This is a genomic window from Streptomyces sp. NBC_00873 (assembly GCF_045207415.1).
Lineage (GTDB): Bacteria > Actinomycetota > Actinomycetes > Streptomycetales > Streptomycetaceae > Streptomyces.
Map to the genome: position 1 here is coordinate 8,422,575 of NZ_CP108803.1, position 23,597 is coordinate 8,446,171.

At 67.4% G+C, this 23,597-nt stretch carries 23 protein-coding genes and 3 pseudogenes; 17 read left to right on the plus strand and 9 right to left on the minus strand.

The window, feature by feature from the left end; all coding sequences use genetic code 11:
* Positions 1-345: 345 nt before the first annotated feature.
* A complete protein-coding gene (locus OH809_RS38920) occupies positions 346-1,143 on the plus strand; it encodes a transposase (RefSeq protein ID WP_406424726.1) in 798 nt (265 codons plus the stop codon).
* A 12-nt stretch (positions 1,144-1,155) separates the two neighbouring features.
* On the opposite strand, the pseudogene OH809_RS38925 reads toward OH809_RS38920, so the two are convergent.
* Positions 1,156-1,299, minus strand: a pseudogene (locus tag OH809_RS38925) (IS5/IS1182 family transposase); the annotation flags it as partial.
* 502 nt (positions 1,300-1,801) lie between these two features.
* On the opposite strand from OH809_RS38925, the gene OH809_RS38930 reads away from it, so the two are divergent.
* Positions 1,802-4,087 (plus strand): family 20 glycosylhydrolase, encoded by a 2,286-nt coding sequence (locus OH809_RS38930; protein WP_406416447.1) that lies wholly within the window; start codon positions 1,802-1,804, stop codon positions 4,085-4,087.
* Between the two features lie 207 nt (positions 4,088-4,294).
* Here OH809_RS38930 and OH809_RS38935 read toward each other — a convergent pair whose 3' ends face one another.
* Positions 4,295-4,465, minus strand: a complete 171-nt coding sequence (locus OH809_RS38935) for a hypothetical protein (RefSeq protein ID WP_351201534.1) — start codon at positions 4,463-4,465, stop codon at positions 4,295-4,297.
* A 294-nt stretch (positions 4,466-4,759) separates the two neighbouring features.
* Here OH809_RS38935 and OH809_RS38940 point away from each other — a divergent pair.
* The 5 genes and pseudogenes from OH809_RS38940 (at position 4,760) to OH809_RS38960 (ending at position 9,604) form a co-directional block, all read left to right on the plus strand.
* Positions 4,760-6,158 (plus strand): annotated as a pseudogene (locus OH809_RS38940) (IS1380 family transposase).
* Positions 6,159-6,428: 270 nt separating this feature from the next.
* A complete protein-coding gene (locus OH809_RS38945; RefSeq protein WP_406416444.1) occupies positions 6,429-7,667 on the plus strand; it encodes an IS256 family transposase in 1,239 nt (412 codons plus the stop codon).
* Positions 7,668-8,325: 658 nt separating this feature from the next.
* Positions 8,326-8,718, plus strand: a pseudogene (locus OH809_RS38950) (hypothetical protein); the annotation flags it as partial.
* Positions 8,719-8,741: 23 nt separating this feature from the next.
* Positions 8,742-9,278, plus strand: a complete 537-nt coding sequence (locus OH809_RS38955) for a GNAT family N-acetyltransferase (RefSeq protein WP_406416442.1) — start codon at positions 8,742-8,744, stop codon at positions 9,276-9,278.
* 62 nt (positions 9,279-9,340) lie between these two features.
* Positions 9,341-9,604, plus strand: coding sequence for a hypothetical protein (locus OH809_RS38960; RefSeq protein ID WP_406416440.1), 264 nt, complete (start codon positions 9,341-9,343; stop codon positions 9,602-9,604).
* Between the two features lie 4 nt (positions 9,605-9,608).
* On the opposite strand, the gene OH809_RS38965 is transcribed toward OH809_RS38960, so the two are convergent.
* Positions 9,609-11,078, minus strand: coding sequence for a caspase domain-containing protein (locus OH809_RS38965; RefSeq protein ID WP_406416438.1), 1,470 nt, complete (start codon positions 11,076-11,078; stop codon positions 9,609-9,611).
* A 7-nt stretch (positions 11,079-11,085) separates the two neighbouring features.
* Positions 11,086-11,490 (minus strand): effector-associated constant component EACC1, encoded by a 405-nt coding sequence (locus OH809_RS38970; protein ID WP_406416436.1) that lies wholly within the window; start codon positions 11,488-11,490, stop codon positions 11,086-11,088.
* 230 nt (positions 11,491-11,720) lie between these two features.
* Here OH809_RS38970 and OH809_RS38975 point away from each other — a divergent pair, with 230 nt between their 5' ends.
* The gene (locus OH809_RS38975; protein ID WP_406416434.1) at positions 11,721-12,383 is read left to right on the plus strand and encodes a hypothetical protein; all 663 of its coding nucleotides are present in this window, start codon (positions 11,721-11,723) and stop codon (positions 12,381-12,383) included.
* 592 nt (positions 12,384-12,975) lie between these two features.
* Here the strand turns inward: OH809_RS38975 and OH809_RS38980 are convergent.
* Together OH809_RS38980 and OH809_RS38985 are read right to left on the minus strand one after the other, a co-directional pair.
* Complete coding sequence (locus OH809_RS38980; RefSeq protein WP_391727557.1) at positions 12,976-13,452, minus strand: hypothetical protein; 477 nt, start codon at positions 13,450-13,452, stop codon at positions 12,976-12,978.
* Positions 13,449-14,045 (minus strand): hypothetical protein, encoded by a 597-nt coding sequence (locus OH809_RS38985; protein WP_406416432.1) that lies wholly within the window; start codon positions 14,043-14,045, stop codon positions 13,449-13,451. Before OH809_RS38985 ends, OH809_RS38980 begins: the two co-directional genes overlap by 4 nt.
* A gap of 77 nt (positions 14,046-14,122) precedes the next feature.
* Between OH809_RS38985 and OH809_RS38990 the strand changes: the two genes are divergently transcribed.
* The 5 genes from OH809_RS38990 to OH809_RS39010 are packed head-to-tail and all read left to right on the plus strand — an operon-like array spanning position 14,123 to position 16,937.
* Positions 14,123-14,395, plus strand: coding sequence for a hypothetical protein (locus OH809_RS38990; protein WP_406416430.1), 273 nt, complete (start codon positions 14,123-14,125; stop codon positions 14,393-14,395).
* Entirely contained in the window at positions 14,392-14,880 is a 489-nt protein-coding gene (locus OH809_RS38995; RefSeq protein ID WP_406416428.1) for a hypothetical protein, read from the plus strand. Before OH809_RS38990 ends, OH809_RS38995 begins: the two co-directional genes overlap by 4 nt.
* Positions 14,877-15,545, plus strand: a complete 669-nt coding sequence (locus tag OH809_RS39000; RefSeq protein WP_406416427.1) for a hypothetical protein — start codon at positions 14,877-14,879, stop codon at positions 15,543-15,545. The genes OH809_RS38995 and OH809_RS39000 overlap by 4 nt, the downstream gene beginning before the upstream one ends.
* Positions 15,542-16,372: a large ATP-binding protein gene (locus tag OH809_RS39005; protein ID WP_406416426.1), complete on the plus strand. Its 831-nt coding sequence runs from the start codon at positions 15,542-15,544 to the stop codon at positions 16,370-16,372. Before OH809_RS39000 ends, OH809_RS39005 begins: the two co-directional genes overlap by 4 nt.
* A 22-nt stretch (positions 16,373-16,394) precedes the next feature.
* Positions 16,395-16,937: a hypothetical protein gene (locus tag OH809_RS39010; protein ID WP_406416424.1), complete on the plus strand. Its 543-nt coding sequence runs from the start codon at positions 16,395-16,397 to the stop codon at positions 16,935-16,937.
* 317 nt (positions 16,938-17,254) lie between these two features.
* Here the strand turns inward: OH809_RS39010 and OH809_RS39015 are convergent, their stop codons facing one another.
* Complete coding sequence (locus OH809_RS39015) at positions 17,255-17,641, minus strand: hypothetical protein (protein WP_406416422.1); 387 nt, start codon at positions 17,639-17,641, stop codon at positions 17,255-17,257.
* On the opposite strand from OH809_RS39015, the gene OH809_RS39020 reads away from it, so the two are divergent.
* The 4 genes from OH809_RS39020 (at position 17,640) to OH809_RS39035 (ending at position 22,489) form a co-directional block, all read left to right on the plus strand.
* A complete protein-coding gene (locus OH809_RS39020; protein ID WP_406516141.1) occupies positions 17,640-17,864 on the plus strand; it encodes a hypothetical protein in 225 nt (74 codons plus the stop codon). The genes OH809_RS39015 and OH809_RS39020 overlap by 2 nt on opposite strands.
* A 651-nt stretch (positions 17,865-18,515) precedes the next feature.
* The gene (locus tag OH809_RS39025) at positions 18,516-19,535 is read left to right on the plus strand and encodes a hypothetical protein (RefSeq protein WP_406416419.1); all 1,020 of its coding nucleotides are present in this window, start codon (positions 18,516-18,518) and stop codon (positions 19,533-19,535) included.
* A 464-nt stretch (positions 19,536-19,999) separates the two neighbouring features.
* The gene (locus OH809_RS39030; RefSeq protein WP_406416417.1) at positions 20,000-20,302 is read left to right on the plus strand and encodes a transposase; all 303 of its coding nucleotides are present in this window, start codon (positions 20,000-20,002) and stop codon (positions 20,300-20,302) included.
* 582 nt (positions 20,303-20,884) lie between these two features.
* Positions 20,885-22,489: a hypothetical protein gene (locus OH809_RS39035; RefSeq protein ID WP_406516142.1), complete on the plus strand. Its 1,605-nt coding sequence runs from the start codon at positions 20,885-20,887 to the stop codon at positions 22,487-22,489.
* Here the strand turns inward: OH809_RS39035 and OH809_RS39040 are convergent.
* Positions 22,468-23,088: a dihydrofolate reductase family protein gene (locus tag OH809_RS39040; RefSeq protein WP_406416414.1), complete on the minus strand. Its 621-nt coding sequence runs from the start codon at positions 23,086-23,088 to the stop codon at positions 22,468-22,470. The two genes, OH809_RS39035 and OH809_RS39040, sit on opposite strands and share 22 nt — an antisense overlap.
* The gene (locus OH809_RS39045; protein ID WP_406416412.1) at positions 23,088-23,594 is read right to left on the minus strand and encodes an SRPBCC family protein; all 507 of its coding nucleotides are present in this window, start codon (positions 23,592-23,594) and stop codon (positions 23,088-23,090) included. The genes OH809_RS39040 and OH809_RS39045 overlap by 1 nt, the downstream gene beginning before the upstream one ends.
* Positions 23,595-23,597: the final 3 nt, after the last annotated feature.

Below are 23,597 nucleotides of genomic sequence, written 5' to 3' on the forward strand. Positions count from 1 at the left end.
GTCCTCGGTCTTGGCGAGAGCTCGGCGGCTCCCGAACACGGAAGAGGTGCTCCCTGCGGGCGGCTCGGACCACAAGCATCAACGGTCCGATCATGTGCTCGGTCACGGTGCCGGCCGCGAGCGTCGGCACCCGCCGGTCTTCTTCGAGGCTTGAGCCCAGGTGTTCGGTAGGCGTCGCGCCGACGTCGGCGTCCGGCACCGCGGCCGAGAGGGCGAGGGCAGACGGCGATACGAGGGACCGAGTCTCATCTCAGGGGTCGAGCCCCTGGTCTACGGTGCGGTTCCCCCAGTACCGTCCTCTGCCTTCCCTGCGTCGAAGCGTGACTCCGCTCTCTCGGTCCAAGTCTGGCGGGCCGGTTATGCGGGGAGCGGGCCTCTCTTCATTGCCCATTAGATCTACGGCCGCAGCACCAAGCTGCGGGGCTTCTTCGAGGAACACGGCATCGGCTACGTCTTCGCCGTCGGCGTCAACTTCCAGGTACCCACCAGCGTCGGCCGATCCGGGCCGACCTGCTCGCGGCGAAGAAGATCCCCAAGCGGGCGTGGAACCGAATCTCGTGCGGACAGGGCGCCAAGGGCCCGCGTGTCTACGACTGGGCCCAGGTCGCCACCAGCAGCCCCCGGCATCATCTGCTAGTCCGACGCTCCCTCGCCGACCTCACCGACCTGGCCTTCTTCTACGCGTATGTGCCCGAGGGCCGGTCGATGGCGCTGTCTGACCTGGTCAAGATCGCCGGAATCAGATGGGCGGTGGAAGAAGACTTCGCCGACGGGAAGGACGCGGTCGGACTGGACCACACCCAGGCCCGGCGCTACCGCTCCTGGCGTCGGCACATCGTGCTCGCCATGGCCGCGCCCGCTCTGCTCGCCGTGATCTCCAGCCTGGACCGTCGCGAGCACACGGCCCCGGTCCTGCCCGCCGACGGCGAGGCTGAACCACCCGAGGACTTCGGCCACATCGCCCTGACCGTCCCGGAGGCCCGCCGCCTGTTCCAGCTCTTCACAGCCGTTCTGCGGGACCTGCCCACCACCCTCGCGGCCCGCCGCATGGCCTTCCACCTGCAATGGTCCGTCTGGCGACGCCGCCACCAAGCCCGCTCCCGCTGGCACCACTACAAGAGACGCCTTGCCGCGCTCGCATGACCTCCACGCTCGAATTCCCCTCAGATCACAAAGTGCGACTGGAGTACCGGTCGGCCGGCGGTCGAGCCGGGCATTCCGCCACGCCGTCAGCGTCGGCTCGATCAAGGCCCATCGGGCGTTGGACAAGTCGCTGGGGTACGGCTTCCGCTGGCTCACGCGCGTAGCGTTAACACGAGCGCGACGGACGGTGGCGTTCCGCTCCGAGGTGGGCGGTTCCACCAGATTCTCAAACCAGACGGACTTACGACTCCAGAAACGAGTGAAACGGACACTCGATCGCAGGGATCGAGAGGGGGCATTGCTCGCCAGTTGCACAGAACAGGGCAAACCAGGGTGACGGCAGAAGTGATTTTTCCGGCCAAACCTAAGTAAACGCCCTCTCAAAGTAGTGACCCCCAAGGGGCTTGGGCGGTGTGTCAGTCCTGCACGCTGGCCCCTCTTGTCAGTCCTGCACGTTGGCCCCCTCTTGACCGTGGCGCTCGCACGGGCCACACTCCCATGAACTCTAGACCGGTCTAGACCAGTTGATGGAGGCATCATGTCAAAATCTGGTCGTCGTGCCGTCCCTCGTCACCAGGGGTCGGCGAAGTTGCGAGTATCGGGACTCGCTGGCTGCCTCGCAGCCCTGACGGCATGCTCGGTGCTGGTGTCGCCCGCAATGGCGAGTGAGGCAGGCGCGAAACCTACTGTTCGGACGACGCCTGGGGGGGCCCAAAGCGACGTCGCCGACCCACGCACGACCCTGCTGCCGGTTCCGCAGAACTGGGAGCCCGCAGGGGGGAAGCTCACCCTGGCGAACACGACCAGGGTCGTGATCGATCCGGCCACTGCCGGCCGCTGGACCGTTGTCTCGGGCATGACGACAGAATCCGACCCCATTGTGTCGACCCGGCCGCTGCGCGAGGTCGCACGGTATGCCGCTCGAGACATCGAGGCCCGCACGGGTGTCCGCTTGCCCCTCACCCAAGCGAACAGTGCGAACGACAACGGCATCCAGGTGGCCCTCGATGCGGCTCTCGCGCCCGAGGTCGGCCCCGAGGGGTACCGGCTGGAGATCGGTCGGACGGTGCGGCTCACCGCGCCCACGGCCAGTGGTATCTATTACGGGTCGCGCAGCCTGATCCAGCTGCTGGTCGGGAGCGCCGACCAACGCACCCTGCCCACCGGTGTCCTCACTGACCGCGCCAACACCACCGTGCGCATGAACACGATCGACGTGTCCCGTGAGTACTGGGAGCCTCGCGCCGTGGCCGACGTCATCCGACAGATGGGGTACCTCAAACAGAACTACCTGGTTCTTCACGTCGATGACGCCGAGGGTTTCCGACTCAACAGCCCCAAGTACCCCGGGCTGGCCGAGCCAGGCTTCAGCTACGACCGGGCTGACATCGAGAGTCTCGACCGGATCGCCCGGGAGAACAACGTGACCCTCGTTCCAGGTTTCGAGCTGCCGGCCCACGTCTCACCCAAGTCGGCCTACTTCCACGTCGGCATGGCAGACGGCCCGCGTGAGGTCGAACCGGGGTTCGGTGAGCGCGACACGGGCGCGACTCCGCAGAACACCTGCCAGGGCTACAGCTACAGCCACCTGACCGACGACTTCACGTTCAACCTCATGAACCCGAAGGCCCTCAAGGTCTCCCAGGAGATGCTCGACGAGTTCCTCCCCTGGTTCTCCTCGCCATGGGTCCACCTCGGTGGTGACGAGATGCCCCCGAACATGAACCGCTGCCCCGCCCTGCGGGACTACGTGGCCAACTCGAACGGCAAGTACGCCACGACGGCCGATGTCGAGATGGAGTTCATCAATGAGGTGAATGACCACGTTCGAGCCAAGGGCCGCACCTCGGTGGTCTACAACGGCTCCGAGGCGTCGGCGCGCAACATCCCGCTCGACACCAACGTCATCGTCATGGACTGGACCGGCAGTGGAACCGCCGCCCACCTGAAGCCCTACGACAAGATCGTCGCTGACGGCAGCTTCCTCTACCTGGTGCCGGCCCGTTCAGGCCGCCCCAACCAGCAGCGCATCGCCCAGACCTGGACCACACCCACCGACCCGAAGATCCTCGGGTGGGGCATGCACGTCTGGGGTGACGATTTGGGCTGGGCTGAAGGCCAGTGGCTCGAGTCGCTGTCGATCATGCCGAGAGGTCGGGTCGCAGACCGGCAGTGGAACACCCGCCCGCGCACCCAGACGGAGTACGCGGCATACGAGGCCACCATGCAGACCATCGGCACCGCACCGGGATACACGGGTGTCCAGCAGCCCAACGCCACTACGAACGCCCGACCGATCCACCAATACGTCATGGATCCGGAGTTCCCCCGTGGCACCTATGACGCGCACACGTCGAACAACCGACGCGGAATCATCGACCGATGCGACCTCAGCGGGATGACCCCGCTGTTCGTCTCGACGCGCTCAGCCACCGACCCGGACAAGGGCCAGGTGAAGGTCATCGACTCCGGCGGCTACTGGCTCGGGGCCTCCAACCTGACCGGACCCTGGTCGGTCACCGGCACCGTCAAGGTGAGCGGAACGGTGACTCTGCTCGGCCAGGTCGACTCCACGAACCGGGTCACCCTGAGCCCGACCGACGTCACCGTGCGCTGGAACGGTGTGACCCAGAGCTTTGGTCGTGGCCTCGGGTCAGGGCAGTGGGCCGACTTCGCTCTCACCAGCGACGGTTCGACCGTCACGCTGTATCTCGACGGTGAGCTCGTCGGCACCGTCACCAGTGAGCTGACGCTGCCCCGCTCGCGGATGCTCTACGGCGCGTCCGGCACGACTCTCGCCGCCCTGGACATCTACGCACAGCGCCTCACGGCCGACCAGGTGTCCTCCGTGCGGACGCAGCGTCCCGAGGCTGTTTGCGCGACCTACCCCGCGGCGCCGACACTACCCGCGCCTCGACCTGCCGGACCACCGACACGTAGCTGAGGAGGGCCCTACTGCTCATCGCTCAGGATCTCGCCCGTCCTCGACAGTCCCGCAACGAAGATCGCGACGACGAGCCACGAGCGTGAACATCTCCTGAGTCCGCATCGGTATGCCGAAGCGCTGATGACTCCAGCCCCTCGGAGAAGGATTCTCCGAGGGGCTGCTCGTGCACACGGGGCGGGCGCTCCGGCGTGTCTCCGTTCCGCTCTACGCCATGAGCTGGTTCAGTCCCATGGTGGTCGCGCCGGCGGCTCCGAGGGCGGCCAGCGGGCCGCCGAGGGGGAGGACGGCAGCACCGGCTACGAAGCCGGCGATGAGGATGATGGCCCATCGCTGGGGCAGGGGCTCGGGGCCGTTCTGGTTGGTGTTGGGTTCCACTAGTCTCCTTGGTGAGGTCTGAACTGAGACGGCCCCGGGTTGCACCCCGGGGCCGTTCGCGTCAGCGGCGAACGGCGAGCCGCCGAGACCCCTCTGACGAGGCCTCATCTCTAATGATCCTGGGCGCGGAGGCCCAACTTCAGGGTGTCGCTCAACGTTTTGATCCGCACTAAGCCTGGATCCACCGGCTGAACCGGGTCCTGTGGATAGAGAAATGAAGAGAGGTGCCTGCTGACCTGCGAAGATGGGAGTTACCACACCACCATCACGCACTATCAGCAAGGCACCTCGTAGATGAAAGTTTCCCACACCCCGGCGGCGGTCTCTGCTGCGTTCGATGACCGGAATCTGATCGCGTATGCGGGGCTGGTCCCGGTGATGCGGCTGGCCGAGCGGTGCGGTCTTTCGCGCCTGGTGGCCGAGAAGGTGAAGCTGCCCGGGGCGGGCAACGGCGCGGGTGCGGCGGCGGACGCCAAGGTCACCAGCATCGTGGGCGGTATGGCCGCAGGCGCGGACAGCATCGACGACCTTCACCTGCTGCGGCACGGTGCGATGCCGGCCGTGTTCGACGGTATCCGTGCCCCGTCCACGCTGGGCACGTTCCTGCGCGCGTTCACCCACGGTCATGCGCTCCAACTCCACGCCGTGCACCGCAGGTTCCTGGGCGCGTTGGCCGCACACACGCCGCTGCTGCCGGGCGCCGGTGTGATGGCGTTCATCGACGTCGACTCCACTCATGAACGGGTTTACGGGCGGGCCAAGCAGGGCGCGGAGTACGGCCGGTTCAAGGGCATCCGCACTCTGCACCCGTTGCTCGCCACGATCTGCACCCCGCACTCCCGGCCGGTGATCGCCGCGGTTCGGATGCGACGCGGCAAGGCAGCCGACGCCCGCGGCGCCCCGAAATTCGTGAGCGAGGCCCTGGCCACCGCCGTCGAGGCGGGCTGTACCGGCATGCGGATCCTGCGGGCGGACTCACAGTTCTACAACGCCGGTGTGATCGCCGCGTGCCGCCGGGCCGGAGCCCGCTTCTCCATCACCACCGGCATGAACCCGTCCATCAAACGGGCCGTCCTCAGCATCCCCAACCAGGCATGGCAGAAGATTAGTTACCCGAACGCGGTGGAAGATCCAGACACCGGTGATCTCATCTCGGACGCCGAGGTCGCCGAGATACCCGCATACACCGCGTTCGCCAGCCGCAACAAGAGTGAGCGCGTCACGGCCCGGCTGATCGTGCGCCGGGTCCGTGACCTGGCCAAACTTGCCGTCGTGGGAGAACAGGGCGAGCTGTTTCCCGTCTGGCGCTACCACCCCTTCTTCACCGACAACCCCGCCGGGACACTCCAGGCCGAACGGGAACACCGCCACCACGCGGTGGTGGAACAGGTCATCGCGGACAGCAAAGCCGGCGCTCTGGCCCACCCGCCCTCCGGGCACTTCCACGCCAACTCGGCCTGGCTCATCTTGTGGGCGATGGCCTACAACCTGCTGCGGGCCGTCGGAGCACACACCTCGGCCTTCCACGCGAAGGCAACCACCGCCACACTCCGGGCCCACCTGGTCCACGTCCCGGCCCGGATCGCCCGCTCCGCACGGCGCATCACCCTGCACCTGCCCCACAACTGGCCCTGGCAGCACGCCTGAACGCATATGTTCGCCATCACGCACGGCCCCACCGGGACTGATCTGACACCCCTGTCCACCCCGCCCTCAAGGCCCGACCGGAACCGAACCCGTGGAAAAGCTGGGCAGACCAGCAGATACCGCCTGCCCCAAACCGAGCACCGACCCGGCACCAGCTCAGAAAACCGTTAGAAGATCGGTTGCGTCCAGGGAAGTGGTGTACGGGTTTCCACCTAAATCGGGGGTTTGAGCCCGTAGTTGGGTGAGAAGCCTGAACGTAAGACGGCCACCGGCTGATCCTTCGAGAACGACCAAGCTCTTGAAGGAGAACAGCACGATGACCGCACCAGACAGTCTGCCGTTTGCCGCCCTGTTGGAGGAGAACCTCGCCTCGGCGAGTCCCGATCTGCTGCGGCAGATGGTGAAGACCTTCGCCGACGCCATGATGTCCGCCGACGTCGACGCCGCTTGCGGCGCGTCCTACGGCATGCCGAGTGAGGAACGCGTCAACTCCCGCAACGGCTACCGGCACCGCCAGTGGGACACCCGGGCCGGCAGCATCGACCTGGCCATCCCTAAGATCCGCTCCGGTTCCTACTTCCCCGACTGGCTGCTCGAGCGCCGCCACCGCTCCGAACAGGCCCTGATCTCCGTGGTCGCCACCTGCTACCTGCTCGGCGTCAGCACCCGCCGGGTCGAGAAACTCGCCGCCACCCTCGGCGTCACCCAGCTGAGCAAGTCCCAGGTCAGCGAGATGGCCAAGGTCCTCGACGCCCGGGTCGCCGAGTTCCGCAACCGGCCATTGGACGCCGGCCCCTACACCTTCGTATGGGTCGACGCCCTGACCCAGAAAGTCCGCGAAGGAGGCCGCGTCGTCAACGTCCACTGCCTGGTCGCCGTCGGCGTCAACAACGAGGGCAAACGCGAGGTCCTCGGCATCGACGTCGCCTCCAGCGAGGACGGCGCCGGCTGGCTGGCGTTCCTGCGCTCCCTGACCACCCGTGGCTTGACCGGCGTGGAGCTCGTCGTCTCAGACGCCCACGTCGGCCTGGTGGGCGCCATCGGCGCCGCCCTGCCCGGCGCCGCCTGGCAGCGCTGCCGCACCCACTACGCCCGCAATCTGCTCTCCCAGGTCCCCAAATCCGCCCAACCGTGGGTGGCGACCCTGCTGCGGACCGTCTTCGAACAGCCCGACGCAGCCGCCGTCCGCAAGCAGATGGCCGCCGCCATCGCCGGCCTGGACGAGAAGTACCCCAAGGCCGCCGAGCACCTCGAAGCCGCCCGCGAAGATCTCCTGGCCTTCGCCGCGTTCCCCCGCGAAGTATGGAAGCAGATCTGGTCCAACAACCCCCAGGAACGCCTGAACAAGGAGATCAGGCGCCGGACCGACGTCGTCGGCATCTTCCCCGACCGAGGCGCCATCGTCCGCCTGATCGGCGCCGTCCTGGCCGAGCAGAGCGACGAATGGGCCGAACAACGCCGCTACATGGGACCCGAAATCCTCGGCCGCTGCCGCCTTCACCTGATCGAAGGAAACCCCGCCGAGACAACCGAACCAGCAGCCCTCACTGCCTAACCTCACAATGGATCACCGAGTGGCCGTCGATACACCACGCCACCGGACGTGACCAGAAGATCCTTTTCAATCCAAGGCGGTGGATTCAGGCTTAGACACTCACTGCTGCTACCCGTTGATTTCCGCTCAACCGGGCATACGGTGGATGCGACGGAGTCGCCAGGCGCGGATCTCGCTGTAGAGCACGGCTGCCGCAAGTAAGAAGAGCATGGTCTCTATGCTCGCTGACCACGGTTCAGCCACCCACCAGTGACCTATGACCGCCCACCCAGCGCTGATCAGCACGGCGAGGAGGTAGCCGCGCAGACGCACACGCAGCCGACGCACATCGTGTCGTGGTTCAACTGCCATGATGGCCCTGTGTCATCGCAGGATGATGCTGGTCACAAGCGTATGGTGATCACCTTTGCCCGGTAAGTCAACACTGCAGCAGGAACTCCGTGTTGGTTCACGCATTGGCTAGTTCTTCTGGTCTTGAGGTCTGGCCTCATCCATATCAGGTCGATCACGGCAACTCTTCGGCGTCGGCCAACCAGCGCCGTGCTTGGCTTACTTGTCTGCTGAGGTTCAGCGCTGACCGCTGCTGTTCGCGCATGTTGGTGTCAAGGCTGATGGCAGCTTCTACACGCGGTCTTGACAAACATCACCAACTCGGCCGGGCCGCCACACCACCGTCGAGGACACCACCGAGACGGTCTGCGCGCGCCGCAGCTACGCCTACGACGCGCGCACCAACCGCAAGTCCCTTACCACGGCGACGGGCACGCCCGGCGCCGACTGCCCCACAAGCGGAGGCACGGCCGCCAACTCCACGTACGACAGCGCCGACCGGCTGGTGAACTCCGGGTACACCTACGACGCGTTCGGCCGTACGACCGCCCTGCCGGGCAGCACCATCGGCTACTACGCCAACGACCTTGCGTACCAGCAGATCTCCGGCGGAAAGCGCCAGACCTGGCAGCTCGACGCGGCCCTGCGCTTCCGTTCCTGGAAGGTGGAGACGGGCAGCGGATCGACCTGGACGCAGACCGCATCCAAGCTCAACCAGTTTCTGATCCCCAGGACTGTCCACTGATGGAGGTGGGTGTATTTGAGATCATGTTGCTCATGCCTGCCTTGGTTGCTCCGCTGATGCCCGTTGGTTGTCTCGCTGCGTCTGCTCAGCCGTCTTTGCCGGTGGAGGGTGGGCTGCTGTTGAGGCCATGGCTACTCAAGGACACCGCTGCCGTGGTGAAGGCTTTCCAGGACCCGGCGATTCAGCGTTGGCACCTGCGGCGGGCTGATTCCGAAGAAGAGGCTCGTGAGTGGATCACCCAGTGGCAGCGAGGCTGGCAGGACGAGACAGGCGTGCACTGGGCTGTCGTGGACGACCACGACATGCTGCTCGGTCGGGTCTCTCTCTCGTCGTTGATCCTGATGGGTGGTCAAGCCGAGATTTCGTACTGGACCGCCCCGTCAGCACGAGGTGCCGGTGTCTGTTCCCGCGCTGTGACTGCGGCAACTGACTGGGCTCTTGGAGAAGCCGGCTTCCACCGCCTCGAACTCGGGCACTCGGTGGCTAACCCCGCGTCCTGCCGGATAGCAAAGCGCGCGGCGAGCTTTCGCGTGTAGCTGGAGACAGCTTTTGCGACGTCTCCGGCCCGGTCGGGCGGGCAGGCGATCGTCGTGGTGACGTGCACGAGTTGTTTGCTCGCCTGCCACTCCTGCCAGCGCTGTTCCGCCTTCTTCTTGTCAAGGATCGCGTTGCGGGTGCTGTGCTCGATGCAGGCGACATCCAGACGGTCGGCGAGATCGGTGAGGGCCTGGGCGAGCCCCTGAGGGCTGATCTGCGATGGCGGATGCGGGACTACCTGGGGGACTGCTGGCGCCGGTTTGCGAGGACCTGTCAGATGGGCGACGAGGGGCTCTTGACCGGGAAACTGATGCTGGTGTCGTGAGCCGCTACTGCTGGTCGGGCGTTGTGGGCGGGTGAACGGGTTGGGTGTCGTCGGCAGTGACGCGTTCGGTGGAGATCATGGTGTACCCGATGATCCGTTTGTCACTCTCCTTGTTCTCGCTCTCCGGGTGCCAGAGGGGACCGGCATAGTGAGGAAGGAGCTGTTCCAACGTGGACAGCAGCAGATAGCTCTCGATGTCGCGGATGAAACAGTGGTTTTCCCCCTTGCTCTGCCAGTCCAGATGCCGCGTGTCCGGCGCCGCGGCGTCGGGGCTGAGCCAGAGATTGAGGCTGTAGGACCAGCTGACCGACCTACTTTTGGCATTTACCCTTGAGCTCTCAAGGAGCGAGACCCGGCGCACGTCGCGCCACTGGACGCGGGCGGACTCTCCCGGGCCGTAGAGCTCGACGCCGTTATGGTCGAGAACCAGCAGGGGCAACGGGCGGCGTGCGAGCAGGATGCCGATGATAAGCAGACAGGAGAACAACAGCACGCCCTCGGCGACAATCAAACAGACAGCCTTCGACTGGGTTTTGGAAAAGGCCATGCCTGCGATGAGGGCAAGCACGGGCGGCAAGATTATGCAGAGAAACATGCCGCTCGCGCTTCTCGACTTGCGGAAGACTTCCACCTCTCCAGGCTTCGACACCTGCGGCGTCGGTGCCGTCGCCGGTGGTGCGGTTGCCAGCGCCTCACGCGGGGCGGCGGGAACTCTAGGCGGGCGGATCAGAGCCAGGTCGGCGGCGGTGTCCACGGCACGCCTTTGAGGGCGAGGGAGGGCCCGTTGGTGCAGGGCGGCGGCGGTGCCGCGGTACAGGTGGTCCAGGGTGAGCGGGGCCCGGCCTGCAGCCGCAGACTGCCGCATGAGGGAGAGCAGTTCGCCCGTGAACGCGGTGTGCCGTTCACCCGGCGGGCAGTGGGACGTCTCGGTGGCGGTGGTGGAGGTGAGGATGTAGGTGCCGGACACTTCCATCTGGGAGATGACGAGTTCCACCGCGTCAGTCGGGGACATGGACGCGATAGCGCGTCCCGCATAGCAGCAGTCCAGGACCAGTATCTTCACCTTCGCCGTCGTCTCGTTTAGGATCTCGCGGACCCAGTCGAAGGGGACGCCGTCGTAGCGGCACCGCTCCGGCGTGGTACCCGGAACCGTCAGGCGCAGTTTGTTGTCCCTGGACACCAGGCCGTGGCCCGCGAAGTAGACCAGCAGCACGTCGGACGCCGCGTGAGCGACCTCTTCCAAGGTTCTTCCCACCGTTTCGGGGTCGGCCGGGTCTTGGAGCACCGTGCAACGGCGCGGGTGGAATACCCCGGTCACCGGGTCGGTCAGTTCCTTGCACAGATCAGAGAGGTTGTGCTCCACCTGCGGCATGTCGGGCAGGCGGGGACTGCGGTAGGTGGAGGTGCCGATCAGTACGGCCGTCGACTTGGACGGGTCGGGGAACCGTGGCTGGATCTGGTCCACGCCGGTCATAGCGCCGTCACTGCCGTTCGTCGTCGGAGTCCGTGGGGTGGAGGGAAGTCCCCTGGATAGCCTGGTCCACCAGCCCGGCCACGGAGTCACGCTCAATGCGCTTGCCGTCCAGGATCACCTTGGTCGTTCCGTCACGGCTCTGGCTGATCGAAATTCTGACGTCGGCCGTGCGCACGCTGAGCCAATGGCGCGCGGTACGGGCAAGTGCGGAGACGGCTCCGCTGGACACCAGCATCACCACGAGGGATGTCGTCCCTCCACCCATGGAACCGGGCTCCGCTGCTCCGGGATCCAAGGTGAGGTGACCGCGCAACTCCTCCTCCTGCCCGAGCCAAGAATACAGTGAAGCCAGTTCATCGAAGGGACCGTCGAACACTGCGGTGACCGGAGCGGCAGACTCGGGTATCGGCATGTCATCCACTATGCCAGGGACCAAGGAAGTCAACAGGTCTTTACGGGCACCCAGTTGAGGGAATGAAGATAGAGGGGACGTCGTCGGCGAGAATGACGATGGAGTCGTGGGCGAGCACAACGAGGCCCAAGAGCACGGCGTCGAACCGGCGCGGCTGCCGCTGTCGACCTCCCAGGCCCGGGAGATGACGGTCGGGCTGCGCGAGGCGATGGACGGACGTCCGGCGCTCCGTGGCGGTGCTCGCCGCCCGGGTCCGCGACGCGCACGCCGCCCGTGTCTGGCTCCCTCTCGGGCACGGCAGCTGGGAGTCGTACTGCGACGCGGAGTTCGGCATCAGCCGCGCCCAGGCGTACCGGCTCCTGGACGTCTCCCGTTCCCTCGCCGCGATCCACGGCGCCGTCGCCGCTGGCACCGAGACGTCTCGCACGCGAGACAGCGACCCGGCCGCCACGGCCGCGCTCGACTACGGCCTGTCCCAGCACGCCCTGATCGCCGTCTCCAGCCGCAGCAGCGACGTCGCGGAGCTGATCACCCGCCGACTCGCCACGCTCGCCCACAGCGGCCTCCAGGCCCTCGATGAGCCCACGGTGCGCGCGGTGGTCCGCCAGGCCGCCCGCGACATCCGCACGACACCGCCTCCGCCGCCCGCCGATCCGCCGGCGGACCCGACCGTCGCCGCGCTGCGCCGCGTCGTCGACGACCTCGCGGCCAGCACCCACGCGATCGGTGAGCTGATGCTCGAAGTCGCGCCGGCCTACCTCTCCGACACCGAGGCCGCCGACGTCCTGGCGTTGCTGTGCGAGCAGATCGGCGAGCCCCTCGAACATGGCCTCGCGGCCCGCCGCTACGCGTTGTCCGGCGACCGCCGCGCCCTGCACGGCACCGTCCTGTAGAGCGCCGGTCCCGGCTGCTCCTGTAAGGCACACGCCCCGTTTCCCCAGGTGGGCGCGGTGCGTGTGAGGGTGTGAGGTGTGAGCCGAGGGCCTGCGGCCATGAGGTCCCGCTGCTCCTGGTCGTGCTGCTCGCCGTGGTGTGCAGCAGGTTGTCACCCGGCGGGCAGCAGCGGTCGTTGCCGGTGTGCTGCTCGTGGTCCCTGGTGGTGGTCCTCAGGTTGCAGCCGGGTGGTGTCGCGGGTGCAGCGCAGCATTTGCATGGGCCAGGCGGCACACGGGTGCTGCACGGGTAGCAGGCCGGCCCCGGCCGGTGCAGCACGGTCAGCTGCTGCACGCTGCTCGGGACCTGCTGCAACAAGCCCGCGCCCGCTGCTCCAGGGGCAGGCAGCAGGACCACGGGCCCGTCCCGGCGGCTGCATAACATCGCAGATCTGCAATGTTCCGCAGGAGATCCATGCACGGCTGCTGCATCCAGCGTCACCATGCGGGACGACTGCACTGCGGCTTTCCCGCAGAGGGGAACGATGTACCGCCCGGCGTGCACGAGAACGGCGCCGCACCGAAGGTGCGACGCCGCGGGACCGGCACGAGATCAGCGTTTCCGACGGGAGGCGAGGTCGATGGGAGGTTCGGCTGGCCGCTGGCGGCGGGCCGCCTTCTCCTGGCGCTCCTTCTCGTGCTGTGCAACCCGGCGCTCGTACCGCTCCTGGAAGTCCGGGTGGTCGAACCGGTCGTCGTCGTCCATCGTCCCGATCGCCGCCAGCTGGTCCGCAGGTGTGCGGAAGCCGGCGATGAGCGGGCTGAGCCGGTAAACGCCGTTGCCTTCCTTCCACACCATCTGCGCGAAGCCGAGGTGCTGAAGGCCGCGGGTGACCATCGAGCGGCTCAGCCCGACGAACTGGGCGATGGTGTCCTGGGTGGCCACGCAGCGCCCGCCGGGCTCCTGACGGCCCAGAAGGTGCAGCAGGATCGGGTACGCGGCCGGCGGCATGTTCCTGGGCGTGAACGCGAGGGCGTTGTTGGCCGTCCAGACGTACTCGGGAACCATGCTTTCCACGGCGATCGTCATGACGTCCCATCCTCCTCCGGCCGCGCCTGTCCGGCTGCGGCACGGGCCCGCGCTCGGGCCTTGTCCTCCCGGGGCGGCTTCTCCTCCGGGTCCGGCAGCTTCCGCAGCTGGCGGAAAGCGTCTGGCAGGTCCTCATTGTCTTCGATCGCGTCCAGCAACGAGAGCTGGTCGACCTTCATGGTGCCCGCCACGCGCAGACCGGGCTTCGGCTCGATGGGTACCCTGCCGCCCTTGAGCGTCAACCTCGGGTGCAGCTGGTACGTCCCCGCCTTGAGCTTGACGACGACTCCGTTCTGCCCGGCGTCCTTGAGTGACCGCGAGATCTGCGACTGCTTCACCTTCAGGAGCTCCGCGAGCTGGATCTGGGTGGCATCCACGGTTCCGCCGGGCTTCTGCATGCCCATCATCCGCACGATCAGGCGCAGGGTGACGATGTCGTCGCGGTAGTAGTCGGCAAGCCAGCACAGGAACGTCTGGCTGTCCATGACGAAGTCCTCGTCCAGGAACCCGTCGCTGGTGACCGGCGGCTCCACCGAGGCCCGGTAGCCGTCCGGCAGGTTGACCACGTTCGCCTGCTTCAGCGCCCCGGGCATCCGGAAGGCGCTCGGGGGAGGCGGCGGGGGAGCGTTGGGCGGGGCCGGCCTCCGGCGCGGCCCAGGTCCCGATCCGCGTGTTCCTCGAAGAGGTGGCCACGGATTCCCTCACCTACACGGTTCGCGAGGGCGCCTTCGCCGACGAGGACGCCGCCCAGGACTGGCTGGACAACCGCGACGGCCCTCTGCCTGAGCCGCCGGAATACCGCGGCGACGGCGCCGCTCTGCGGACCCGCGCTGCCCTCACCCGCTCCACCAGCCCTTCCGCGATCCCCAACGCCGGCCTCGGCACCAGCACCGCGCCGTCCGTGAACACCGCCCAGCGACCGAACCCTCGGAGGTCGATGTGAGCCGCGCCCGCTTCGCCTTCGCCGCGCACCCGGATGCCATCGCGGACCTACGTGAACTCCCCGACGAAATCCGCGACCTGGCGCTGCTGGAACTGCAGAACCTGGTCCACGGCAGCGACGACTGCCTGCCGCTGACCGGCCGCCTCGCGGGCTTCCACAAGGTCTACGTCGACCCGGCCGTCTCCTACCGGATGGTCATCCAGTTCCGCCCGGCCCCTCCCACCTCGACCCACAAGCGCGAGATCTACCTCGTCGCGGCCGGTGCCCGGGAGGACTACGCGGTCTACCGCACGGCCCAACGCCGCACCAACGGCACGGACCTCAACCAGCCCGCCGACACCGACCCGGTGGCCGAGGCGCGAGTCCAGGCAGCACGATCCCGATCCCCCCACGCGGTGGACCAGACCGCGTCCCTCCCGGCCACCGCACCGGCGGTAGCCAGCCCCTCCGCTCCCGCTGCCTCCCGAAAGACCCGCCTGCGATGACCACCGACCGCGCCCCCCTGGCCCGCACCGAACTGGCCGGGCTGCTCACCGACGCCGCGCAGAGCGTCTCCGGGGTCCTGACCACCGAGTACCCCACCTCCGCCAGCCGCTCCTACCTGCATCCCGTCCTCGGCGCGCTGTCCGCCGGCCCCCGGGTGGTCTGCGAGTTGAACGACCGGCTCGAAGAGTTCGTCATCGGGGAGCCGCTTCCCTCCACCCCCGGCGGTCTGTTCACCCTGGCTTCCTACGCTTCCGCACTCGGCTGGCTCACCGAGTCCCTCGCCGAGCTGACCGCCTCCGTGGACCAGATCTGCACGCGCCTCGGCATCCCCACCGAGCCGCCGGACCCGGCCTTCACCGCGCACTCACCGGCGGAGCAGGACGACGAGTTCGACTTCGCGTTCAGCGCGCTGGAACTGGCCGCCATCCGCACAGCCGCTGAGGCTGCCGGCCTCAGCCCCGGCGACTACGTCGAGGTGCTCTCGCAGTCCCTCCTCGCTGCCTCCCGGATCACCGACGCCTGCCTGGAGATCTCCAGCGGCCTGCTCGAAGACGCCGCGTACGTCCTCGGCGAGGCGACCGATCATGTCTGGATCGGTGAGGGCCCCGACAGCCTGCCCACTCTGGTGCGCTCCCTGCTCGCCCGGATGGAGGCGGCCGAATGAACCCCCATGACATGGCGAAGCGGCCCGGCGCGCACTTGGTCGCCAAGAAGTTCGGTGTCGAGGACCCCTGGGCGCTGAGCGACGACCATCCGCCCCGCGACCCGCTTTACCTCGTCGGCAGGATGGTCGCTGAGGCCGCCCACGGGGTCGACGAGTTGCACGGCGAACTGACCCGCGCCGCCCAGTCCGCGATCGAGGTTCTTGAGCCCATCGGGCGGGGCGATCACGCCAGCATGCGCGGCTGGCACGGCATCCTGCGCACCACGGGTCCGCAGATCGAGCTGCTCGTCGCCCGCCGGGGTGCGGCTTACGAGCAACTGACCCGGGCCGTGTCCACGTACCACCGCCTTCTGCCCGAGTCCGACGCCGAGCTGGCCTCGAAGGCACCGCGCCAGAGCCTGGGCCTGGCCCCGGAGCAAGCGCCCGGGCGGGACGACGACTGGGCCATCGCGGATGGTCGCCAAGTCGCGGCCCTTGAGGCAGTCGAGGCGGGCGGCCTGCGCTTCCACCAGAGCGCGGTCTACGGCCACACCTGGCTCTCCGACGGGGACGGCAACCGGCCGAAGGTGCTGGCCGAGACCGCCGAGCGGCTGCTCGCGGACGGGCTGCTGGAGAAGGACACCAGCACGTCGCGGTATCGGCCGGGGCAGCTCCTGTCGCTCACACCGCAGGGCGAGGAGGCACTCCAGGTCTCCCGGACGACAACGCCGCGTGTGTCCGCTGCCCTCAGCCGCAGCAACCCCGCCTCGGCTCCTGGCAGTGCAGTAACCGACCCCACTCACGCTTCCCCCGCCAGCACGACCACCAAGCCCTCCCGCTCTCGCTGAAACCCCAGGAAGGAAGACCCCCATGTCCACCGTGATCTACACCCGCCACCTGGTCGAGCACCGGTACGGCCGCCCGCTGGAGGACCTTCAGCGCGACGGCGCGCATGGCGGTTCGGGCGATCCCGTTCTGCCGATCGTGCTGCGGCGGCTCGGCGGTCTGGCCGAGACGATCGCTCATGCCCGTGCCGCCCGCCGCAACCTCGACGCGGCCTGGCAGCGCTGCCGCTCCGGCGAGCACGCCCTCGACAACATCGTGCTGCGGTACGCGGCGGAAGTCGGGGACCACGAACGCCAGGAAGAGTCGGAAGCCGAGGCGGTGTGGGACCTGCTGGACGTCCGCCTCCTGTTGGACCAGCCTGCCGCTCGCCAGCCTTCGGCTCGGCGAACCGGACCCGCGCCGGGCGATGAGGACCTCATGGCCATCGCCCGCCAGGTCGCCGCCCGTCTGCCCCGGCTCAACCGCGACGCCCTGCGCCAGGGCCTGCGCGACCGAGGCATCCATGTCAGCAACCGCCGCCTCGGCACGGTGCTCCAGCGCCTACGCGCCGAGCGCGACCCTCACTGACCCGCGCCCCGCAGCCCGATTCACCCTTCGCCATAACGGAGTTACCGCCATGTCCACCCCGGTACAAGCCGCAACCTCCCAGATCGGCTCCGTCGACGCGCAGCGCGTCGAGGACGCGCTGTCTCTGATAGCGCCGAAGTGGACCACCTGGTCAGCGCAGACCCTGGCCCAGCAGGGCGGCGGCCCCATGCGTGTGCGTGACGTCGCCGCCCGCCTCCCCTTCCTCAGCGAGCAACTCGTCGGCAAGCGGCTGGCCCAGATGCACGCGGACGGGCTGGTGACCCGAGCCGGTGCTCGCCACGGTGCCCTGTACCAGCTCAGCAGGTTCGGCACTGGGAGCCGCGGAACCGTTCAAGCAGCTCCCGGGCAGGAGGGCTGTCCGGATCGAAGCTGTGGATTCCCGCCTGAGCAGCGGGGACGCTGGGTCCCCACAGGCGGGCACCATGGCATCGGAAACAGAAGGCCACTTGGAAGAGCAGATCCGTCGCGCTGTGAGCTCGGATGCCCCAGCCCGGGATGAAACAGCGATGCAGCTCGCTTCCCGGCAGGTCCTTGATCAGTGCCAGGACCTGATTGGCTTGAGTCGCCTCCCAGATCGCGACGTCGTCGCCGGCCAAGTCCTCCGCACTGAGATGACGCATCGGGTCGGTGGTGCGGACGACCTCGATCAACTCAGTCTTCACATGGGCAAGCGGCAGCAGCATGGGCACAGAATTGCTGATCAAGACTCCATACGCCAGAGGCGACTACCTCACACGATCACTGGCACCCGTAGTCCGGAAAAGGATGGCCTGCGCCCGCTGCGACTTCTACACCCCCAAGGGCTCCAGCAAGGCCCAACTCCTCGAAGCCAAGGAGAACTTGCAGCGCATGTTCGCCTCGATCCCGCTAACCGAGGATGAACACGCCGCAGTCGACGACGGCTAGGCCGCCATCGACGCGCTCCTCGCCCGGCTTACCGACGTCCCCACACCCGCCAGCCTCACACCACGGGAACTCGGCCTCCCCACCACCGTGACCATGCTGCCCATCGTGGAAGTCCGCCAAGGTAGAGGTGACTGAGCGAGGCCGGCAAGCGCTTGTTCTTCACGGAGCTGATTCCGCCTCCCTTGCTGCCTGCTCGAGGCGGCTTCGGCAGCCCTCCCACCAGGCCGAGTCACCGGGTGCCACGTTACTTTTAGCGCCTGCGGTGGGGCGCCGAAGTCCGCCGCCCCGGCCGCACGGGCCGGGACCGGCCAGCCCCCGATCCACGAGGGCGGACATTGTGTCGACCACGCGGGTGGCGGCCGTCCCGCCACCAGGTGACGGCCATCCACCCGAGCGTGAGCACGACGGCGAGCAGGCAGAACCGGGCGGTCGCCGGCCAGCTGCCGAGCGCTTCCCGCAAGAGTTGGAGCACATCCGATGCAATGACCATCTGTTGCCTCTGCTTGACCAGGCCGGCGAGTTCCGGCGATCACAGCGAACGGCATCAACAGGGCTGACTTCCAGGGTTCTTGGCCGGGTGAGACACTCCTGGACACCGCTGGCCAGCGTTCTGGCGTCCCTGCCCAGGCGTTACTCGCTAGCCTCGCGGACATGGTGATGGAATCGGTGCGGGACCTCGACGCGCAGGCGGATCCGCAGTGGTTCATTGGTCTGCTCCGGCAGCTGATGACCGCCTGCGGAGCCGGGACTGCGACCCGGCTCGGGGGCAGGAAGAAGAAGAACCAGCCGACCGAGAAGGAAGTCTTCTCCCACGCGACGATCAGCCGGGCCCTGAGCCCATCGACTCAGAGCCTGCCGACCGTCGACTTCACGCGTCGTTTCGTGGAGCGGTGCACCCAGTATGCGGACCAGCACGGGATCGAGCTCACCGAGGCCGAGCGTGACGCCGAAGGCTGGCTGGATCTCCTGGCCGCGGTGGGTGAGGAGATCAAGGAGACCGCCCGCCTATCGGCCCTCGATCTCGTGATGCGCTGGTCCGAGCTGGCCAGCCTGGACACGTGGCGCAAGACCTCCGAAGCGGCGCTGATCCCGCCGCTCGGCCTGCCCTTCACGGTTCAGGACCGCCTGACCGCGCTGCGGCTTTGGATGGTCGAGACCGAATGGCCGAAGCCGTTCAGCAAGGTCACCAGCGCGATGAACAACTTCCACCGCGCACTGTCGGACCTGCTGGACTTCTTTACCACAACCAGCACATTCTCCACCAGGGTCGACGACTTCTACGAGCTCAGGGACCACTCGCTTGTGTTCGACTACGGGCCCGAGCGCCGCCAGGCGGAGCGCGAATACCTCCAGAACATCGAACTGTTTCTAGACTTGTGGTTCGAGCTGACTGCCGCGGGCAACCACGTCTGCGACGCGATCCGCGACGAGCTCGATGGCACTTTCCGACTCGGCGCCGGCAGGCTCTCCACCATTCACGGCCGGGACATGATGGGGCGGTGCCAGATCACCCGCTGGGTCTACTCAACCGATGTTGGCCGACGCGCGAACCCCTATCCGGGGATCGACGCACTGCGCGAGGCACTGACCAGGCCGTCGGGCAATGGCCGCACCGGTACGGCCGCGGGACGGGATCGGTTGGTGGACGAGCCCGACGACCCTCAAGGCTAGCAGGTGAAGGAGAACGGCCAGTCGACCCTCACCAGGGCGGCGCGGTCGAAGTCCGGTTGGCCGCCGCCCGGCTCCGGTCCGGGTGGTCGGCCGGGGCGTCTTCATCAACGAAGCGGATCACCTCGCGCCCCCAGGTCCTGCAGCAGATCCAGGCTGGAGCACCCGACCAGCACAGGATCGAGTGACGCCATGGCGGCACCAGCCAACATCCTGAGCATGTTCGCTGATGTTCAATCCCAGCTCATAGCCTCCCTGCCCGAGGTACACATGGCCCCAAAAATCCACGAGCATGGGCCCCAACGACTCTGTTGCTCAATTCGTCTGAGCTCGGGGACCGCTGATGTGCGAGGGCGACTTGCCCGGTTCTTGACGTTCTGGTGGTGAGGCTACGGGCACGGGAGGTGAACGAACCTGACCATCCCCTCGTAGCGTAGAGGCCGTGACTGCAGGGGAAGTTGGGGGTCATGGCAGAGAAGCGACGGAAGTTCGACGCGGAGTTCCGTGAGGGGGCTGTGCGGATCGTCTCCGAGACCGGTCGGCCGATCGCGCAGGTCGCGAAGGACCTGGGGATCAACGAGACCACCCTGAGCACCTGGGTGTCGAGGGCGAAAAAGGCCGGCGGGGACGGGACGCTGAGCGTGCCCGAGCGCGAGGAACTGGCCCGGCTGCGCAGGCAGGACGCGGAGAAGAACAAGCGGATCAGGGAGCTCGAAATGGAGCGTGACGTCCTCAAACGCTGCATGGGTGCGCCACGAAGTTCTGTGTGACCGAGTGGTGGTGCAAGACCACCACCGCCGGGCCGTCGCAGCGGTTCGGTAGAAGCTGGGGGCAGTCCGACCCGGGGGATGCCGGGAAGGGCGGGAAGCAGCCCCGACAACGACGGGACGCGCCGGTACTGCCAGACGGTGCGGGTCCGGCAAGCGAGGCCAGAAGGTGTACGTGAGGAACCTGCGGTTAAAGCTCCGTAAGCGTTGTACCGGCTCCAACCTGGTGGATCTGGGCCGGGATGCAGTACGCGGCTGCCCTACATGCGGGCCGCCGACTCCGGAGCCCGAGAAGTCTTCGGGTCCGGGGGCCGTGCCGAAGGACTGCGGCGTAGGCACGGCGAGGCTGTCGGGGCAAAGCAGGGCACCCATCCTGGCCGATCGGCACACAGGGAACGTGGGAACCATCCGAGACCGCCCAGGCACCGTCCTTCCAGGCCGGGAGTGGGGGCAGGCCCGTCGCCGGCTGATGGTCTCGTGGTGGGGCGGAGGCCCCGTAGTAGTCCGAGCGCGCGAAAGGCACGTACATGGCGAAGGGGGCCAGCAAGTCGGCAGTGCGGAAGCTGGAATGTCAGGAGGTCGTTGGTGAATACCGACGAGCTGGAGGACGTCGCGTATGTGGCCGAACGCCGGGTACTGAAGATCCAGGCCAAGCTGCACCGTTGGGCGGCGGAGGATCCTCTTCGCCGGTTTGATGACCTGTTCAACCTCGTCTGTGACCCGGCCTTCCTGCTTGCGGGGTGGATGCGGGTGCGGAGCAACAAGGGTGCGCGCACGGCTGGAGTGGACGGCGTGACCGCCCACTACGTTGAGGACGTGCGTGGGCTGGAGGGCTTCCTTTCGGAGCTGCGGGCGGAGTTGAAGGCCCGCACCTTCCGGCCCTTGCCGGTGCGGCAGCGTGGGATTCCCAAGGCTGGCGGCAAGGTCCGCTATCTGGGGATCAACACGATCCGTGACCGGGTGGTCCAGGCTTCCTTGAAACTGGTTCTGGAGCCGATCTTCGAGGCGGATTTCCTCCCGTGTTCCTACGGGTTTGAGGTTCCCCCGCTGTGCGGGAGGGCAGCCAGAGAGACAGACTGGAACTGGCGCGGAATCTGTTTTCTGACAGTGCTCGGGGCCCTGTCGGTTCTCATCTTCGGCGGAGCGCTCGCCCTCCTTGGGGCTGTTCTAGTTGCCGCAGCGGTGGTGTTCATTCTGTTCTGGCGCGGTTCGCAGGCTGGGTCGAATCTGGTCCTGTGCCTGGTAGCCGGAAGGCTGCGTATCTCCTGGCTGGTGCAGCGCATCAAGGTAGGGGTGTGGGCCGCTCAATGGGGCGAAGTTCTCCAGAACAATGGGACGGGGCCGGTGGTGGCCCAACTTGTCCGTCACATGCTGGGCGACGACCCCGATTCCCTGTTCATCCCTGACCACTTCGAGTGGGGCCTGCGTGCGCCGCGGGAACCCCTCTTCGTCGTCGAGAACGGGGCCCGGCGACAGTTGGAGCGCAAACTCTCGCACATCGCGGACGGCACCATCGCAGTCTGCGGCCCACGGGGCGCGGGTAAGACGACGCTGCTGGAGCAGTCCGTCAAGAAGGCCGGATTCGGTTTGATCATCCAGGCGCCGGCCACGTACACCCCGCATGACTTCCTGCTGTCGCTGTCAGTGCAGCTGTGCGAAAAGTACCTGCGTGACGAGGGCTATGGCGTCCCCGAGTTCACGCGGCTGTCCCCGACGTGCAAGCTGCTGCGGCGAGCGAAAGTACAGGCCAAGCGGCTCGGGCGGTGGAGTTCCTTCGCGGCACCCGCTGCCGCCTTGCTGGTACTGGGCCTGTCAGCCTCGGTGCGCTCCCTGTACACGCAGTACGTCACGTCCATTGCCGACTTCGCGCGCACGCACGCCGAGCGGATCCGCGATGACGCCATGCAGCTGCGGGAGTCTGTCTCTCCGAATTCGCCCGCCACCACGGCGTCCAATTCGGGCCGTCCACCAGTCCCCACAAACCCTCGGCTTCATGGGCGGCCACAACGGAGTCGCTGGTGGAGTTCGAGTCGTGGCTGGAGTGGCGCGACCGAGATCGGCCCGGACACTCGCCCTCCCCGACGCCGGGGGCGTGGACGCGCTGACCGCCGTACTGACCCCGGAGGGCTGAGGCGCCGCCGGGGTGCCGCTCACATCCGGCTCTCCGGCTACCGCTCCCGGACGGTGTAGGTCAGGTGCGTCACCCTCGGGGAGGGCTCCGTGCGGACCGGCTCCAGGGCCACGCGGCCCGCGTCCACGCCCTCGAACAGGCGGATCCCGGAGCCGAACAGCACGGGTGCCAGCGCAATCGAGAACTCGTCGATCAGGCCGGCGTTCACGTATTCCAGGATCGTCGCGCCGCCGCCCGCGATGCGGACGTCGCGGTCGCCGGCGGCCTCGCGGGCCTGGTCGAGCGCGGTCTCGATGCCGTCGTTGACGAAGTGGAAGGTGGTCCCGCCCGGCCGCTCCCACGGGTCACGCTTCTCGTGCGTCACGACGAAGACCGGGGTGCGGAACGGAGCCTCCTGCGGCCAGGCCTGCTCGCCGGCGTCGAACATGCGCTTGCCCATAACGCTCGCGCCAGTGCGCTCGAACGTCTCCCGCACGATGTCGTTGTCGCGCCCTTCCTCGCCGCCCTCGCCGAGCTTCAGGTTCTCCCGGAAGAACCGCTGCGGGAAGATCCACTGCTGTAGTTCCATCCACTGCTGCCCCATCAAGTCCTCGGGGGACTCGGGCGCGATGAACCCGTCCAGCGACATCGACACGCTGAAGAACACCTTCCCGGCCATCAGCCCTCCGCTCCCTTCCGAACGATCCCGGTGACGTAGGCGGCCAGGTTGCTCAGAGTCTGCCGGCCGCCCTCGATCGCGTGGTACTTCTCGACCGCCTCGTCTCGCAGTTCCTTGGTGGGGAACACCGTGCGCATCTCGATCCGGGTCGCCGCACCGTCGGGCGCGAACGTCAGGACCGACTCGAAGGCGTTCGGGTCGCCGCGGGACTCACCGTGGAGCAACGCGATCCGCTCCGGCGGGGCGATCTCGGTCCAGGAGATCCACTCCTGGTAGTCCGTCCCGTCCGGTCCGTGCATCACGAAGTCCCACTCCCCGCCGACGCGGAACTCGAACGCCCGCGTGGTGGTGGTGAACCCCTCCGGTCCCCACCACCGCGACAGGTGCCGGACATTGGTGAACGCCTCGAACACCAGCTCCCGTGGGGCGTCGATGGCCCGGGAGATCACGATCTCGCGGTAGGCCGTCGCTGACTGCGCCGGCGCATCCCGTCCTGTCGCTGCCATCGG